The following is a 13,521-nucleotide window of genomic DNA, read 5'->3' as shown; positions in this document are numbered from 1 at the left end:
ACCTAAACAGCGCTTTGTTGTTGATTTCATGGCATAATTTCGCCTTTACCGCTTTTAAAACCTGGGAAAGTATTTCAGCCAATTTGGCTCAAACGGCTCCCCGCTCATAGGACTCAACATGAAACCTGGCATTCACCCCGAATATCGCGAAATCGTCTTTGTAGACGTTTCCAATAACTTCAGCTTCAAGACTCGCTCCACTATGTCTACTAGAGAGACAATCAAGTGGGAAGATGGCAATGAATATCCATTGGCCAAGATCGAGACTTCATCTGAATCACACCCTTTCTACACTGGTACCCAGAAAATTATGGATACCGCTGGTCGTGTTGAGAAATTCCGTCAGAAATTCGGTACTAAGGCTGTTGCTAAAGCTACCGGTGATGGCGCTGCTAAAACAGCTGAGAAAAAAGCTGCTGCTGCAGAAGCTAAAGCTGCTGAAAAGCCAGCTAAGAAGAAGGCTTAAACCACTTCTATTCGCGGGGTATGTTAAATACCTGCTCTGCGAGATAATTAAGGCAGCGTTTGCTGCCTTTTTTATTTTGAACTTCACCCATGGTCAAACTTACTGCCGCTGCCACTAAATCTATTCCGCGCATTATTATTTTTGCGCTGACCTTAGTTTATGGTTTCGCTGGCCTCTTCTTTCGGGACCCCTGGAAGAATGAGGATGCCATTGGGTTTGGTGGCATGTGGACACTATTTCGCGGTAACTCCTTAGACTGGATGGTTCCCCACTTAGCTGGACGCGATATCTCTCTTGGTGCACCCTTGCCTTATTGGATGGGCGCCACCCTCATTGAGTGGTTTGGTCCATTCATTGGCGCCGCTAATGCTGCACGCTTATACGCCGCCATCTGCTTCTTCTCTGCTGCACTAGCAATTTGGTATGCCACCTATTTATTAGGTCGTCGTCGTGAAGTGCAGCCGATGGCATTAGCGGTTGGTGGTCAGCCTGATTTAAAGAGCTACGGCATGACCTTAGCTGATGGTGCGCTGCTCATTTTCTTGGCATGCGTAGGTCTAGCGCAACGCGCCCATGAAACAACACCAATGATGGCGCAGCTCATGGGTATTAGCATCGTGCTATATGGCACAGTGCGCGGCTTAGATAAACCTTGGCAAGGTGGTTTTTGGACTGGCCTTGGTATTGCCATCGTCGCCCTATCAAGCAATCTCACACTCAGCTTAATCATTGTTACCTCCACCATCATTGCAGTCATTGCTAGCAATGCGAAGTTACGCTTTCGTTGGACGCTGACTAGCACCGTTTTAGGTTTAATCGGTTTTGCGATTTGGCCGCTGATTTGGTATCTAGCCGATCTGCCAGCGCAATGGCGTCATATCGCTGAAGAAGGCTGGCGCAATGTACCGGAAATGCGCGCTACTCCATCAATTGAATCACTCGGTTTCTTGAGTGTGAACTTCTGGGCTTACGCGTGGCCCGTCTGGCCGCTCGCAATCGTCTCCCTTGCGCACTGGGGTCGCATTAAAGAATCGGGCGCATGGCGCGCACCCCATCTTTGCATTCCTTTGAGTTTATTCATCGGCAGCTTAATTTATGTTTTGTTCCGCCTAGAAGCAAATGAACATGACTTAATGATTTTGATTCCAAGCCTTTCGATTATTGCCGCATTTAGCCTGCCTGTTCTTAAGCGAAGCGTCATTAGCTTTATTGATTGGTTTGCAATGTTTAGCTTTACGCTGATCGCGCTAGCTATTTGGATTATTTGGCTCGCAAAAGTAACTGGCTACCCAGAATCTACGGCCGCCAATATTGCACGCCTACTACCTGGATTTACTGGTCAATTTAATGTTTTGGCCTTTATCGTTGCTCTTGCTACTACGGGTGTATGGCTGGCAGTAGTTCGCTGGAGAACTTCTCGGGCCCCGAAAGAAATCTGGCGCTGCCTCATCATCTCAGCATCAGGGACTACTTTGATGTGGGTACTGCTGATGTCTTTATGGCTGCCAACTATTAACTACGCTAAAACCTATCGTCAGGTTTCTGCGCGATTGGCGCAAGTAATCCCCGCTGGCGGTAGCTGCATAGACACGACCAATCTAGGTCCTGCACAGCTCGCCTCTTTTGAATACTTCTCCAAGCTCAATTTGCGAGATGACTCCAATTGCCCATGGATGCTAACCCACAGCCAATCCGAAGCAAAGGCATATGCAGAGCTAAATAATAAAAAGCTCACACTGCTCTGGGAAGATCGTCGTGCTGCTGACCGCGATGAACGCCTGCGTCTCTACGAAGTTATCCCGGAATAATTCGTGCTGCACTTTAAACTATCGCGCCTTCGCGAGGACATCCCCTCTTTACTAAAACTAGCCGGACCTTTATTAGTGGGACAGCTTGCTGTGATTGCATTTGGCGTGCTCGATACTGCGATGACGGCACGTTATTCAGCCGATGATTTAGCGGCGCTGGCAATGGCATCAGCCATCTTTATCAGCATTTACGTAGGCCTCACCGGAGTGATCTCGGCGTTAGCACCAATTGCAGGACAACTCTTTGGCGCTAAACGTTTTGGAGAAATCGGCGAAGAAGTGCGGCAAGCGGCTTGGCTTGCTTTAGGTCTCACTATTTTGGGCTGCTTCATTTTGCTCAATGCAGATCACTTGCTAGCTATTTCCCGAGTCAATGATGTTATTGAAGGTAAAGCAAAGTTATATCTCAATATCCTAGCAATTGGCTTACCAGCCAGCATGGCTATGCGCGTATTGATGGCCCTACACAATGCAGTTTCACGCCCCACCGTCATCACTGTTGTACAAATTATTGGCCTAGGACTCAAGCTACCCTTAAACCTACTCTTTATTTATGGAGGCTTAGGCATAGAGGGCATGGGCGGACCAGGCTGCGCTGTAGCTACCGTCATCATTAACTGGTCTTGGCTACTCATGACTCTAGGCTTCGTTTTATTTGATCGCTTTTATAAACCATTTAAGATCTTTGCCCGCTTTAGCATGCCGGATTGGCATCGTATCTGGACATTATTAAAGCTCGGTGCACCTATTGGATTTAGTTACTTGATTGAAGTAACCTCTTTCACGTTTATGTCGCTTTTTATTGCCCGCCTTGGAACTACGGCATTAGCGGGACATCAAATCGTAGCCAACATGGGAACCGTCATCTACATGGTGCCGTTATCCCTCTCCATTGCAACCATGACCTTAGTGTCACAATCTATTGGTGCCAACAAGCCCGAGCGTGCCGAAGAGATCGGTTGGTCATCTGTCTTTTTTACCACCACGCTGTGCATCACTATTGGTATCGCAGTTTGGATTTTCAGAATACAGCTATTGGATTTATACGATCCACCAGCAGAGGTAAAGGCGTTCTCTATCCCCCTCTTCTTATTTATAGCCTTCTATCAAGTATTTGATGCCCTTCAAGTTACCGCGGCATTTATTCTGCGGGCCTATCGCATTGCTTTTTTACCGATGGTGATTTATGCAGGCTCACTCTGGGGCGTAGGCCTTGGTGGCGGCTACCTCATGGGCTTTAATATATTTGGCAATACACCGGCATTCCTACAGGGCGCCAATGGCTTTTGGGCTGGCAACAGCTTAAGTCTAGGCTTAGCTGCGTGCTTTTTGCTCTATCTCTTTAGAAGAACGGCGGAGCGCTATGAGAAGACGCATCCGCCGGTACAGGTTTAAGGCAAACTACTTTGAGTCCCTTACTTATAGACCTTCAAAGTGGAGGCATCGTCATTTAAACGGGTTTTGAGGTTACGCAACTGCCCTGCCGAACCAGGATTGTTAGTAATAAAGTTTTGATCAGCCAAATGCTTGCGTACATCCTCAGCCAAATCCAATGAAGCCAACTTCATTAACTTTGCATTACTTGGTTTATATCCAGTGTCTCTGCCATCGATTTGGACGTCCTTACCTTCACCAGAAGCTACAAATGACGCAACGATTTGCGTTGTCTTGGTGTCGACGATATTAAAGTCCACCGTTACCTCAAGCGTCATCTGTTGCGAGGTAGATTTGGTTCCAGGAATATCAGATACGTTATCCGTGCTAGAGACTTCCGCCAACACACCGTATAAAACATAGTCTGCATCACCGAAATCGCCAGCTTTGATCCGTTTAACAATATCAAAGTACTCATCGCCTTGATTAGGGGCGGCTACGGCAGCCTTGGCTTGAACCACTTTATAGCCAGACTTAATCAACAGGCCACGAATGGGGTTGGCCAAGTAACGCAATTCTCCATACTCATTATTGGCCTGATATCCCGACTTCTTCATACTTTGAGTATTGGCGCTTGAAGAGCTGTTACTTGGAGCTGCCGTATCCGTTACAGGCGCTGCGGCTACACCTGGACTAGTAGCTGTAGGATCGGCCAAATTAGTGAACTTCACTGGGAACGCAGATGAATTTGCCCCGCCAGCAATAGCAGATGCATTGGCTTTATCCGCATCCACCTCAATAGTCTTGGGCGCAATCGCAGAAGAAATATTGCTATCTGTTGTCGTCCTAGTTTCTTCGACAAACGTTAAATTTTTTCCTTCTTTCTTAAAGTAGATATCAGTGACTGCAATTGACTTGGAATCGGCCTTTAGGGCCTCAGCACTGATTACGGGATTTTTGGGTGGGTCTGCTGGAACTTGGCCAATATACGCAGATTCGACGAGAGCAGGCGGCTTGCTAGCACAGCCAGCCAAAAAAACTAGGCTCATACCCGCACAAGCTAATAATATTTTATTCATGTGTTGCTCAATTCATTATGGTGTTGAGTTGCGTATTAGCGTGTAGCAGTCTTACGAATCTCTTTTTCATCAGCCCACTCGAGCAAACCGGATTCGTTGTTAATGAGGTTGAGATTAAATACGTAATAAACGTCTTTCACATCCTTGGTGTTTTTGACAATAGAAGCAATCGATCCTTCGATACGATACTGAGCGCCCTGCATATTGCCCGTCTTGGCAATCGTGCTGTTCTTATATAAACCTGACTGATTTTGACGCTTGAGCTCTTCAGTCTGATTTTGCATTTCAGAAACACTCACTGCGAATCGCACTTGACCGCTCTTCATTAACTGCGTGCGGATCTTATCGGTAATTACACGCGTATCGATATATTCAGAAGTCTTATTCTTCACATCTGCAAGCGTCACAATAGGCGCATCTTTACTTCCAGAGATAGCCTTAGACTGGAGCAGTGATCTTGTCATTGCCTCGGCAATCATCTGTAGATCAGTTGATCCATAGTTTGCATTAACGGTCTCTACCGCCTTCGCATCGCCGTAACGAACCTGCGGTCCTGAGCATGCAGCAAGCGCTGCTACTGATAATGCAATAGCAGATAAGCGAATAGTTTTAGTGTTCATGATCATCCTTAATAAGCCTAAATCTTTTAAATATTAAATAGTTAATTGATTTTTATTTGTATTGATTTAATTCAAAACGAAAGTCAGTAGCATCTGGCGTTGGGGCGATTCCCATGATAACGGTCGACTGCCCCTTACCTACTGTTACAGGCTTCCACGGCTCCTCATCTGTTACCGCCATGCCGTTTTTACCAATCCACTTAAATCGATAAGACACGAGATTGGATTTGCTGTCATTCTGTATGGTTACCTGCGCTGTCAATACGCCATTGCGCATCAAACTACGCATATCAGCAATTTGAATGCCATCCGTATCACCCGTGCGTACCGTCATGTCCTTCATGGATGGCGTTGAGCTACATGCGGCAAGAGCAAGTGCCGTCATCAGGATTGCGAGGTATTTTTTCATCTGGGTCTTTCCTAATTAAAAAGCTGCTGAAAGCTATTCAACAGATTGGGTGGCTCGTAAGGCTTCACCCCTTCCATATTACCGCTAGCGGGGATAGTGTTGGGGGTGGAATTGGGGGTCGGGTTTGAGATAGGCGCCGCAGGTACGGGGGTTGCCTGTGTCGCTACTGGGGTGGTTATTACCGCTGCTGAAGCAGGCTCTTCGGGCTGCGGATCCTGAAAGCCTCCCCATAGTTTCTTAAAGCCTGCAAATGCACCCTCAGATGGTTTAGGTTCAAGGAGAGCGGGGTGTGAGCTTACTGGCGAGATGGCGGCTGGAGATGCGACTATTGGAGTGCTAACAACCGGATCTTTGGGAGGAAGCGCAGTAGGATCATTCGAGGTCAGTACAGCTGCCCTATTTCTAAACATGCGGATATAAACCACGTTGTACCCGCCTACTAAATTAACCGTTTGAGATGCGGTTACGCCAGATGGCAAAGTGTATTTCAGAACAGTTGGTCCAATCGGCAAACCCATTCTGGCCATGTATGTTTGCGCGGGCAAAGTTGACCAATGACGCACATCAGTCACATTGATTGCTTGTAAGCTATATCCCGTAATCATTCCTGCAATCGCGCCAATTAGAGCAGCGCTACCATTGTTCTGATTGTTCTGATTATTCTGGCTTCGCTTGTTAGCCGCTTGCTGGGCGGCTCGATCCGCTGCATATTGCGCGGCTAGAGAGACTAAGGCTCTAGAGGATGCTCTTAAAACATAGGCTGGCATCTCATCACGCAAGTTCTTGCGAGCCATAGCATCAATATTGGCAACCAACTCTGGATTAGCCACCTTATCGCCTAACTGAACCATGGTTGGCCTGAAACGCTCAGTAGATTTTTCGATGACCGGAAAAGTTAAGGTAACCAACTTTGGGTTACCGCCCAGATTAAAAGACTGGCTGATTTGATAAGGAATAATTTTGGGCATGTAACCTGTATCAACAATAATCAAGGTATCAGCAAACGCTTTTTTGCCTTGATTGGCAATATTGGAGTCCAACTTAGCAATACTGGTTTTAAAGAAGTTGACTTGTGGTCGCAACTCAATTGCCAAGCGATAACCTGGCGCAGCTAGACTTGCCTCTCCTTGTGACTCGTGAATAAAACCAGACAGGTAATACGCTGCAGGATTCTGATACGAGTTCTTAAGGCTACGGGTTTCCTCGTCATCCAATAGATTGATTGGGTAACCGCTAATACTTTCAATACGACTAGATGCACCTTGAGTATTGGGATTATTTTGCTGCTCCTGCTCTACCTTGGAGACTGCGGCCACCCTACTCTGTATCAACTCCTCAATAACCTTTTCACGCTGCGCCATCTTTTTGGCTTCCACCATGGCATCATTCCAGCGTCCTTGAGAGATGTGGTTTAAAGCGATGGTTTGGCTTAATAGACTCACTTCATAAGGTTTAGGGTCATACTCACTACTGAAACCTTCAGACAAAACGTAACCACTTGCTCCTGAAAAAGAGCGTCTGAGTTTGTCGCTGGTAGTCGCCTCCCAACGACTGACTAATTGATCTGCAGCTAATAGGTTTTGGGTGCTATTGGGAATCTGAGCGGGACCTTGCAGTCTTTGTACCTCGCCCAGCTCCATGTAATACAGGGTATTTTTATCCTTGAAGGCGCCCTGAATGGCCGCCGTCGTATTTTGCAGATCACCATTTTTAAACTGCTCTTTGGACTCATTCATCTTGATTTGCTGAGTCTGCGTAGCGCAACCGACCAACAAACAGACAGTCAAAGTCACGCCGAATTTAGAAATGTCTAATGCTGAAAATTTAGGCAAATTGAGGGGTTTATGAAAAAGAGGAAAAAATGAAGACCACATACCTTTAACGCTTAAAAATAGGCTTGGGCTGACAAGAAAATAGGGGTTTATTACTCTAATTTTGCACCTGATTGCTGTACTACCTTGCCCCATTTGCTTGCCTCGGAGGCAATCAACTTAGAAAGGTCTTTTGGGCTACCTGGAGCGGGGTCCAGGCCACCAGCCAAGAGCTTGGATTTGACATTGGGATTGCTCAAAGTTTGGCGCACCATTTGATTTAAGCGTTTTTGGATATCAGGCGGAAGGTTTGCTGGTGCCATCAATGAAAACCAAGATACAGCCTCAAAACCGGCCAAACCTTGCTCAGCTAGAGTGGGAATCTCAGGGGCGGCATGTGAGCGCTTCAGTGTAGTCACTCCCAAGGCCTGAACCTCTCCAGCCTTAATCAAGGCTAAGGAAGAGGAAAGATTGTCAAAAAGCATAGAAATGCGACCACTGAGTAAGTCAGGTAAAGATTGCGCTCGTCCCTTATAAGGAATGTGACGGATTTGAACACCTGCTATTTGTTTAAACAATTCACCTGACATGTGCAAAGAAGTGCCAACGCCTGATGAACCAAAAGTCAATTGGTCTGGCTTGGCTTTTGCTAGCTCAATTAACTCATGAAGATTGTTAACGCCTAATTTCTTATTCACAATTAATACATTTGGTGTGCTTGCTAAAAAGCTAATGGGTGTGAAATCCTTCGCGGGATCGTATGAAATCTTTTCATACAGCGCACCATTAATCGCATGAATGCCTACCGTACCAATTAATAAGGTATAGCCATCTGGATCACTCTTAGCAACGAGATCAGCGCCAATATTACCGCCATAGCCTGGGCGATTCTCGACCAGCACTGGTACACCCAAGTTTTGCTGCCAATCTTCCGCTAAAACGCGCGCCAATATATCTGGAGCACCACCGGGGGTAAAGGTTACAACGATGCGAATTGCTTGTTTTGGCCAGGTAGTGTTTTTCTGGGATGTACTTTGCGCATGAACACTAAAGCCAATAACCCACAACACAGAAATAAAGAGAAAGCTCTTCAGAACTTTAGAGAATGGCATGCTCAAAATGTAGAACTAGACCGGAAGGTCTAGGTTAAAAACCAAAGCGAGAGCGTAGCCACAACCAGCCCTCATGCCTCACTGGGTCATCAGCGCAGGGGCCGATACCGCATTCCAAGAGTGTAGATACGAGATTGCCAAAAACCAAGAGAACGAATGCAATGACAAGGGCATTGGCAAACCATGAGCGTGAGCGAACTTCACGGTTAGGTAGCATTAATAGCACTGCAAGACCCATTAACAAACCGGTATACCCAACATATGCCCAGGTATAGAAATGCAACTCTAAAAATGTTTTTCCAAATCCTTTGTCGCCCGGCAGAATATGCAAGAACACCTGACGAAGAGAAACCATCATACCAACCAAGCCGCCAATGATGCCCCATCCGTAATGGGATGAATAAGCACCACAACGAATATTGAGCACCAAAGCAAAACCAATAATCACAAATCCAACGCGCTGCATTAAGCACAAAGGACAAGGCAACTCACCAAAGTAGAGCTGATCTACAAAGGCATATGACAGCATGCCTACAACGGCTAGCAATGCAAGCTGATTACCAAGCGCGGCTAGAGAGGGTAGAGAATGTTTACTCACAATCAATTACAGACTGATGTTGAGATGGTCAGTTGCATGAAAACGGAACCAAACCAGAAGAATGGCAACGGTAATCGCCAAAACTGTCAAACCTGCAAGACGCTTCTCAAACCAGACTAAAACAAGTCCGATAAAAGCCGTCAGAAAAGGTAGAAACATATACATAAGGGAATTCTAGCGCAGGACTCTTAGAGTAGGGGTAATTCCATAAATTCAGGGCTTTGGGAAAGGGCTTTTGTTTAGAATGGGCTCATGATTACCAGCCCCTCCCCTCCCTGCTTAGATCTACAGATTGATGGGAATATGGCACGGGTTGTTTTTAATCACCCCGCCGCTCGTAATGCCCTCACTTGGCCAATGTATGAAGAGCTCAAAAGGATTTGCGACTCCTTAGCTAACAATCCTGAAATTCGAGTGGTCATCTTGCGAGGGGCAGGAGATAAAGCATTTGTTTCTGGAAGTGATATTCAGCAATTTGTTGATCTCAAAGAGAATGAAGCATATGAAGTTGCTGTTGATCATATTTTCTCCTCACTGCAACAACTGCCGATGCCGACTATTGCCATGATTGAAGGTTTAGCAGTCGGCAGCGGTCTGTTGATGGCCACTTTCTGTGACTTTCGGATCTCGACGCCGAATGCCCGTTTCGGTATACCGGTAGCCAAGACCTTGGGGAATTGCTTATCGCCAAGTAATTTATCTTGGCTTGCGGCTCACCTAGGAACTCCAACAGTGAAGAAAATGCTTCTGACTGCGGAACTTATTAAGGCACCAGAATTATTAGCTTCAGGCTACCTCTATCAAACGGCAGAGCCTGCAGAAATCGAATCTGTTACCAATGCGCTCGCTCAAAAATTAGCGACCCTTGCTCCCATCACACAAAAAGCCAGCAAGCTGACATTGGCACGCTTACTCCAAAGCAATCTTCCAGACTGCACAGATCTGATGCGAGAAACCTATAACAGCAAGGACTTTAGAGGGGGTGTGAACGCTTTCTTAGAAGGTCGTTCGCCTCTGTGGAATGGGGAATAAGTAAGGCTGCTGGACTAGCTTTTAGAGTTTAAAAACTCCACCACGATTTTCAGGAACTGATCGGGCACCTCAACGTGAGGTACGTGCCCCACATTTTCAACTGGCACTAGCTTTGCATTCGGAATAGCTGCTTGCGCTTTCTTACCTAACTCTGGAAAGTTGCCCAAGGACTTCACTGCCTCTGGTGGGGCAAAGCGTCGACCAAATACTGTACGGTCTTTTTGGCCAATCACCAATAACACCGGCATCTTTAATTGTGGCAAATCATTGACCACTGGTTTTTCAGCAATCATTTGGTAAGTCAGCACTGAAGTCTTTGCATAGGCCGGATAGTCTGGACCTTTTTGCACGCGCACATAGACCTCTACAAACTTTTCATAAGCAGGCTGCCAGTTTGGAAAATAACTTTGCAGAAAGCGGCGATAACTCGCTTCAGTCTGAGCCATCTCTAGCTTAAGCAAATCGTCATTCTGTTGCGGAGGGATGTCTTTGCTGTAATCCTCAAGTCCTAAAGGGTTCTCCAATACTAGCTTTTGGACAGTTTGTGGGTATAAGCGCGCAAAACGAATACCTACCATGCCGCCCATGGAGTTCGCTATGACTGAAACCTGCTTAATATTGAGGGACTTCAGTAAGTCTTGCGTATTGACAGCTAAATCATCAAAGTGGTATGCCACATCTGGCTTAGAAGACTTTCCGAAGCCAATCTGATCAGGAGCAATCACACGATAGCCGGCCTTTGAAAGGCCTGCAATAGTGAAGGACCAATAATCACTGGAGAAATTCTTGCCATGAAATAACACCACCACACCCTTTTGCTTGCCTAAGGCCGCAACATCCATATACATCATGCTTGCTGCTTGCCCCTGTAAAGAAGTTTTAAATTCTTTGAGTGGGTACGGGTAAGGCCATTTGCTGATTCGCAAATCTAAAGGAGCTGCATCAGCATAAAGACTGGCAGGTGGAGTTGATGAGGTCTTCTCAGTATTAGCACATGAAACCAAAAAAACCGATGCAACTAACGTTGCACTAATCAGCAATACTTTCTTGAGAAAACTTGTCATCAATCCGACTTTCTTTTTGATTTAAAGAATTTTTGTTTTTAAGTTTGGTAAACCGGCAACACTACCTTCAAGTACATCCCCTTTTTTAACTGGGCCAACACCTGCTGGCGTGCCGGAGAAAATTAAGTCACCTGGTTCCAAGGTAAATAAGGTAGATAAATAAGCAATCGTGTCAGGCACATTCCAAATCAACTGATTGAGATCGCCCTCTTGACGAACTTCACCATTCACTAAGAGCTTAACGGCGCCTTTGGCAGGATGACCGCACTGACTGGCTGGTGTGATCTCACCGCAAGGGGCAGATTGATCAAATGCTTTGCCGGTATCCCAAGGGCGGCCCATCTTCTTTGCCTCACCTTGAAGATCGCGCCGAGTCATATCCAGACCAACTCCGTAACCATAGACATGCTCCAAGGCTTTTTCTGCAGGGATATTTGCGCCGCCTTTACCAATAGCGACCACCATTTCAATTTCGTGGTGAACATCCTTTGATAAATTTGGGTAAGCAATATCTTTGCCATCAGTCACAATTGAATTAGCAGGCTTCATAAAGAAGAATGGTGGCTCTCGATCAGGATCATGGCCCATCTCTCGTGCATGATCGGCGTAGTTTCTACCAACGCAGTAAATACGATTCACGGCGAAGCGACGAGTATCGCCAGTCACAGGCAATGAAATTACTGCTGGGGGATCAATCACGAATGCTGAAGACATAAAAACCTTTCGAAGAATTTTAATGAATGAGTGCTTTATTTCTGATATTTAGAAGTATGACGCAATTTCAACAATAAGATGCTGAGCGCCAAGGCAAAGGTGAGAGCATTGGCCAAAATGAGGGGCCACTTTTCAATAATGAGGCCATAAACCAGCCACAAACCCACCCCCGCAGTAAATAAGGAGTACATCCCGAGGGAGATACCCGATAGGTCTTTGGTGCGCCAAGACTGTATCGCCTGCGGCAAAAAGGCAATAGTAGTCAAGAATGCGGCGCAATATCCAATAATCTCGATTTGATGGGACTCAAGGTTCATTTCTTCATTGTAATAAGGGAAATTTGCAGTTCATTGACGCAGCGCATGAATTTTTAATCTGTAGATAATAGAAAATCGTAACTCAACCCACCATTAGAAATACAAAATGAGACAACATCTAATTCGAGGCTTAGGCCTACTCCTTTGCAGTAGCCTGATCACCACTCCACTATTGGCGCAAACCAATAGCTCTGCTATTAAAAACTATCCCGACAAACCTATTAGGCTAGTCATTCCATACCCACCAGGTGGTGCTACTGATGTGATTGGTCGCATCATAGCGCAAGAGCTCTCCAAGTCACTAAACCAGCAGGTAGTTCCCGATAATCGCGCAGGCGATAGCGGCAATATTGGTGCGGATATGGTTGCAAAGTCTCCTGCTGACGGCTATACGCTGTTAATGGGCGCCCTGACCTCGCACTCTATCAACGCAAATCTTGATAAAGATAGAATTCGATACAACCTTGAGAAAGATTTCACACCAGTTGACGTGGTGGGAGTGGTACCTCTGGTGTTTGTAGTGAACCCTTCAGTCCCCGTAAAGAATATGAAAGAGTTCATTGCCTACGCAAAAGCCAACCCAGGCAAGCTCACGTTCGCATCATCTGGAGCTGGTGCGCCACAACGCCTTGCAATGGAAATGTTTCGCTATCAACTTGGTTTAGATTTATTGCATGTGCCTTACAAAGGCAGCGGCCCTGCAATGACTGATCTAGTGGGCGGTCAAGTACTCACGATGTCTGAAACAGTTCCAGCAGCCCTACAATTTATTCAAGCAGGTCAATTAAGACCTCTAGCCGTGACAACCGCTAAACGCATTAGTCAGTTGCCGGATGTACCTACCGTCACCGAAGCTACAGGTCTGCCTAACTTTGATGTTGTAAGTATGTTTGGTATTTTGGCTCCTGCAGGAACTCCTAAGCCAATCATCGATAAACTCAGCGCAGATATCAAGGTTATTTTGCAGCGCCCCGAAGTGCAAGAACGCATGCTGGCAGCAGGTGTGTATGTGAACTATCTTTCCCCAGCAGATTCCAGCAAGCGCATTACACGGGAAATGACTATGTGGAGCAAAGTTATTAAGGACGCCAACATTAAGCCTGATTAAGGCTAATCG

At 46.2% G+C, this 13,521-nt stretch carries 15 protein-coding genes; 5 read left to right on the top strand and 10 right to left on the bottom strand.

Annotation, left to right across the window (positions count from 1 at the left end):
• The first annotated feature begins 118 nt into the window (after positions 1-118).
• From ICN34_RS08160 to ICN34_RS08150, 3 genes are all read left to right on the top strand, one after another.
• Positions 119-466: a type B 50S ribosomal protein L31 gene (locus ICN34_RS08160; protein WP_072582141.1), complete on the top strand. Its 348-nt coding sequence runs from the start codon at positions 119-121 to the stop codon at positions 464-466.
• Between the two features lie 89 nt (positions 467-555).
• Entirely contained in the window at positions 556-2,274 is a 1,719-nt protein-coding gene (locus ICN34_RS08155; protein ID WP_216121910.1) for a glycosyltransferase family 39 protein, read from the top strand.
• Positions 2,275-2,277: 3 nt separating this feature from the next.
• Positions 2,278-3,669, top strand: coding sequence for an MATE family efflux transporter (locus ICN34_RS08150; RefSeq protein WP_216121909.1), 1,392 nt, complete (start codon positions 2,278-2,280; stop codon positions 3,667-3,669).
• Between the two features lie 20 nt (positions 3,670-3,689).
• Here the strand turns inward: ICN34_RS08150 and ICN34_RS08145 are convergent, their stop codons facing one another.
• The 7 genes from ICN34_RS08145 to ICN34_RS08115 all read right to left on the bottom strand — a co-directional run bounded on the left by ICN34_RS08145 (position 3,690) and on the right by ICN34_RS08115 (position 9,442).
• Entirely contained in the window at positions 3,690-4,727 is a 1,038-nt protein-coding gene (locus ICN34_RS08145; protein WP_072582138.1) for a hypothetical protein, read from the bottom strand.
• A 35-nt stretch (positions 4,728-4,762) separates the two neighbouring features.
• Entirely contained in the window at positions 4,763-5,347 is a 585-nt protein-coding gene (gene lpoB / locus ICN34_RS08140; protein WP_370623994.1) for a penicillin-binding protein activator LpoB, read from the bottom strand.
• 52 nt (positions 5,348-5,399) lie between these two features.
• Complete coding sequence (locus ICN34_RS08135) at positions 5,400-5,756, bottom strand: YcfL family protein (RefSeq protein WP_072582136.1); 357 nt, start codon at positions 5,754-5,756, stop codon at positions 5,400-5,402.
• Positions 5,757-5,767: 11 nt separating this feature from the next.
• Complete coding sequence (locus tag ICN34_RS08130; protein WP_255538612.1) at positions 5,768-7,588, bottom strand: COG3014 family protein; 1,821 nt, start codon at positions 7,586-7,588, stop codon at positions 5,768-5,770.
• Between the two features lie 92 nt (positions 7,589-7,680).
• Complete coding sequence (locus tag ICN34_RS08125; protein WP_216121907.1) at positions 7,681-8,679, bottom strand: tripartite tricarboxylate transporter substrate binding protein; 999 nt, start codon at positions 8,677-8,679, stop codon at positions 7,681-7,683.
• Positions 8,680-8,713: 34 nt separating this feature from the next.
• Complete coding sequence (locus tag ICN34_RS08120) at positions 8,714-9,277, bottom strand: disulfide bond formation protein B (protein WP_216121905.1); 564 nt, start codon at positions 9,275-9,277, stop codon at positions 8,714-8,716.
• A gap of 6 nt (positions 9,278-9,283) precedes the next feature.
• The gene (locus tag ICN34_RS08115; protein WP_158009030.1) at positions 9,284-9,442 is read right to left on the bottom strand and encodes a DUF5993 family protein; all 159 of its coding nucleotides are present in this window, start codon (positions 9,440-9,442) and stop codon (positions 9,284-9,286) included.
• Positions 9,443-9,529: 87 nt separating this feature from the next.
• Between ICN34_RS08115 and ICN34_RS08110 the strand changes: the two genes are divergently transcribed.
• Positions 9,530-10,309 carry an enoyl-CoA hydratase/isomerase family protein gene (locus tag ICN34_RS08110; RefSeq protein ID WP_216121903.1) on the top strand — a complete coding sequence of 260 codons (780 nt, stop codon included), beginning with the start codon at positions 9,530-9,532 and terminating at the stop codon, positions 10,307-10,309.
• A gap of 14 nt (positions 10,310-10,323) precedes the next feature.
• Here the strand turns inward: ICN34_RS08110 and ICN34_RS08105 are convergent, their stop codons facing one another.
• The 3 genes from ICN34_RS08105 to ICN34_RS08095 are packed head-to-tail and all read right to left on the bottom strand — an operon-like array spanning position 10,324 to position 12,404.
• The gene (locus ICN34_RS08105) at positions 10,324-11,373 is read right to left on the bottom strand and encodes an alpha/beta fold hydrolase (RefSeq protein ID WP_216121901.1); all 1,050 of its coding nucleotides are present in this window, start codon (positions 11,371-11,373) and stop codon (positions 10,324-10,326) included.
• Positions 11,374-11,394: 21 nt separating this feature from the next.
• Positions 11,395-12,087, bottom strand: a complete 693-nt coding sequence (locus ICN34_RS08100) for a fumarylacetoacetate hydrolase family protein (RefSeq protein ID WP_216121899.1) — start codon at positions 12,085-12,087, stop codon at positions 11,395-11,397.
• 35 nt (positions 12,088-12,122) lie between these two features.
• A complete protein-coding gene (locus ICN34_RS08095) occupies positions 12,123-12,404 on the bottom strand; it encodes a SemiSWEET transporter (RefSeq protein ID WP_216121897.1) in 282 nt (93 codons plus the stop codon).
• 106 nt (positions 12,405-12,510) lie between these two features.
• Here ICN34_RS08095 and ICN34_RS08090 point away from each other — a divergent pair, with 106 nt between their 5' ends.
• Positions 12,511-13,512 (top strand): tripartite tricarboxylate transporter substrate binding protein, encoded by a 1,002-nt coding sequence (locus tag ICN34_RS08090; protein WP_216121895.1) that lies wholly within the window; start codon positions 12,511-12,513, stop codon positions 13,510-13,512.
• Positions 13,513-13,521: the final 9 nt, after the last annotated feature.

The sequence above is a fragment of the Polynucleobacter sp. Tro8-14-1 genome, from assembly GCF_018881655.1.
GTDB lineage: Bacteria > Pseudomonadota > Gammaproteobacteria > Burkholderiales > Burkholderiaceae > Polynucleobacter.
The sequence above is the reverse complement of the archived record's forward strand: the minus strand, read 5'-3'. Positions and strand labels throughout refer to the sequence as shown.

Coding starts and splice junctions, on each gene's coding strand:
- ICN34_RS08155 (WP_216121910.1), top strand. CDS start 556: ATGGTCAAACTTACTGCCGCTGCCACTAAATCTATTCCGCGCATTATT.
- ICN34_RS08095 (WP_216121897.1), bottom strand. CDS start 12,404: ATGAACCTTGAGTCCCATCAAATCGAGATTATTGGATATTGCGCCGCA.
- ICN34_RS08145 (WP_072582138.1), bottom strand. CDS start 4,727: ATGAATAAAATATTATTAGCTTGTGCGGGTATGAGCCTAGTTTTTTTG.
- ICN34_RS08125 (WP_216121907.1), bottom strand. CDS start 8,679: ATGCCATTCTCTAAAGTTCTGAAGAGCTTTCTCTTTATTTCTGTGTTG.
- ICN34_RS08105 (WP_216121901.1), bottom strand. CDS start 11,373: ATGACAAGTTTTCTCAAGAAAGTATTGCTGATTAGTGCAACGTTAGTT.
- ICN34_RS08090 (WP_216121895.1), top strand. CDS start 12,511: ATGAGACAACATCTAATTCGAGGCTTAGGCCTACTCCTTTGCAGTAGC.
- ICN34_RS08160 (WP_072582141.1), top strand. CDS start 119: ATGAAACCTGGCATTCACCCCGAATATCGCGAAATCGTCTTTGTAGAC.
- ICN34_RS08115 (WP_158009030.1), bottom strand. CDS start 9,442: ATGTATATGTTTCTACCTTTTCTGACGGCTTTTATCGGACTTGTTTTA.
- ICN34_RS08135 (WP_072582136.1), bottom strand. CDS start 5,756: ATGAAAAAATACCTCGCAATCCTGATGACGGCACTTGCTCTTGCCGCA.
- ICN34_RS08100 (WP_216121899.1), bottom strand. CDS start 12,087: ATGTCTTCAGCATTCGTGATTGATCCCCCAGCAGTAATTTCATTGCCT.
- lpoB (WP_370623994.1), bottom strand. CDS start 5,347: ATGAACACTAAAACTATTCGCTTATCTGCTATTGCATTATCAGTAGCA.
- ICN34_RS08110 (WP_216121903.1), top strand. CDS start 9,530: ATGATTACCAGCCCCTCCCCTCCCTGCTTAGATCTACAGATTGATGGG.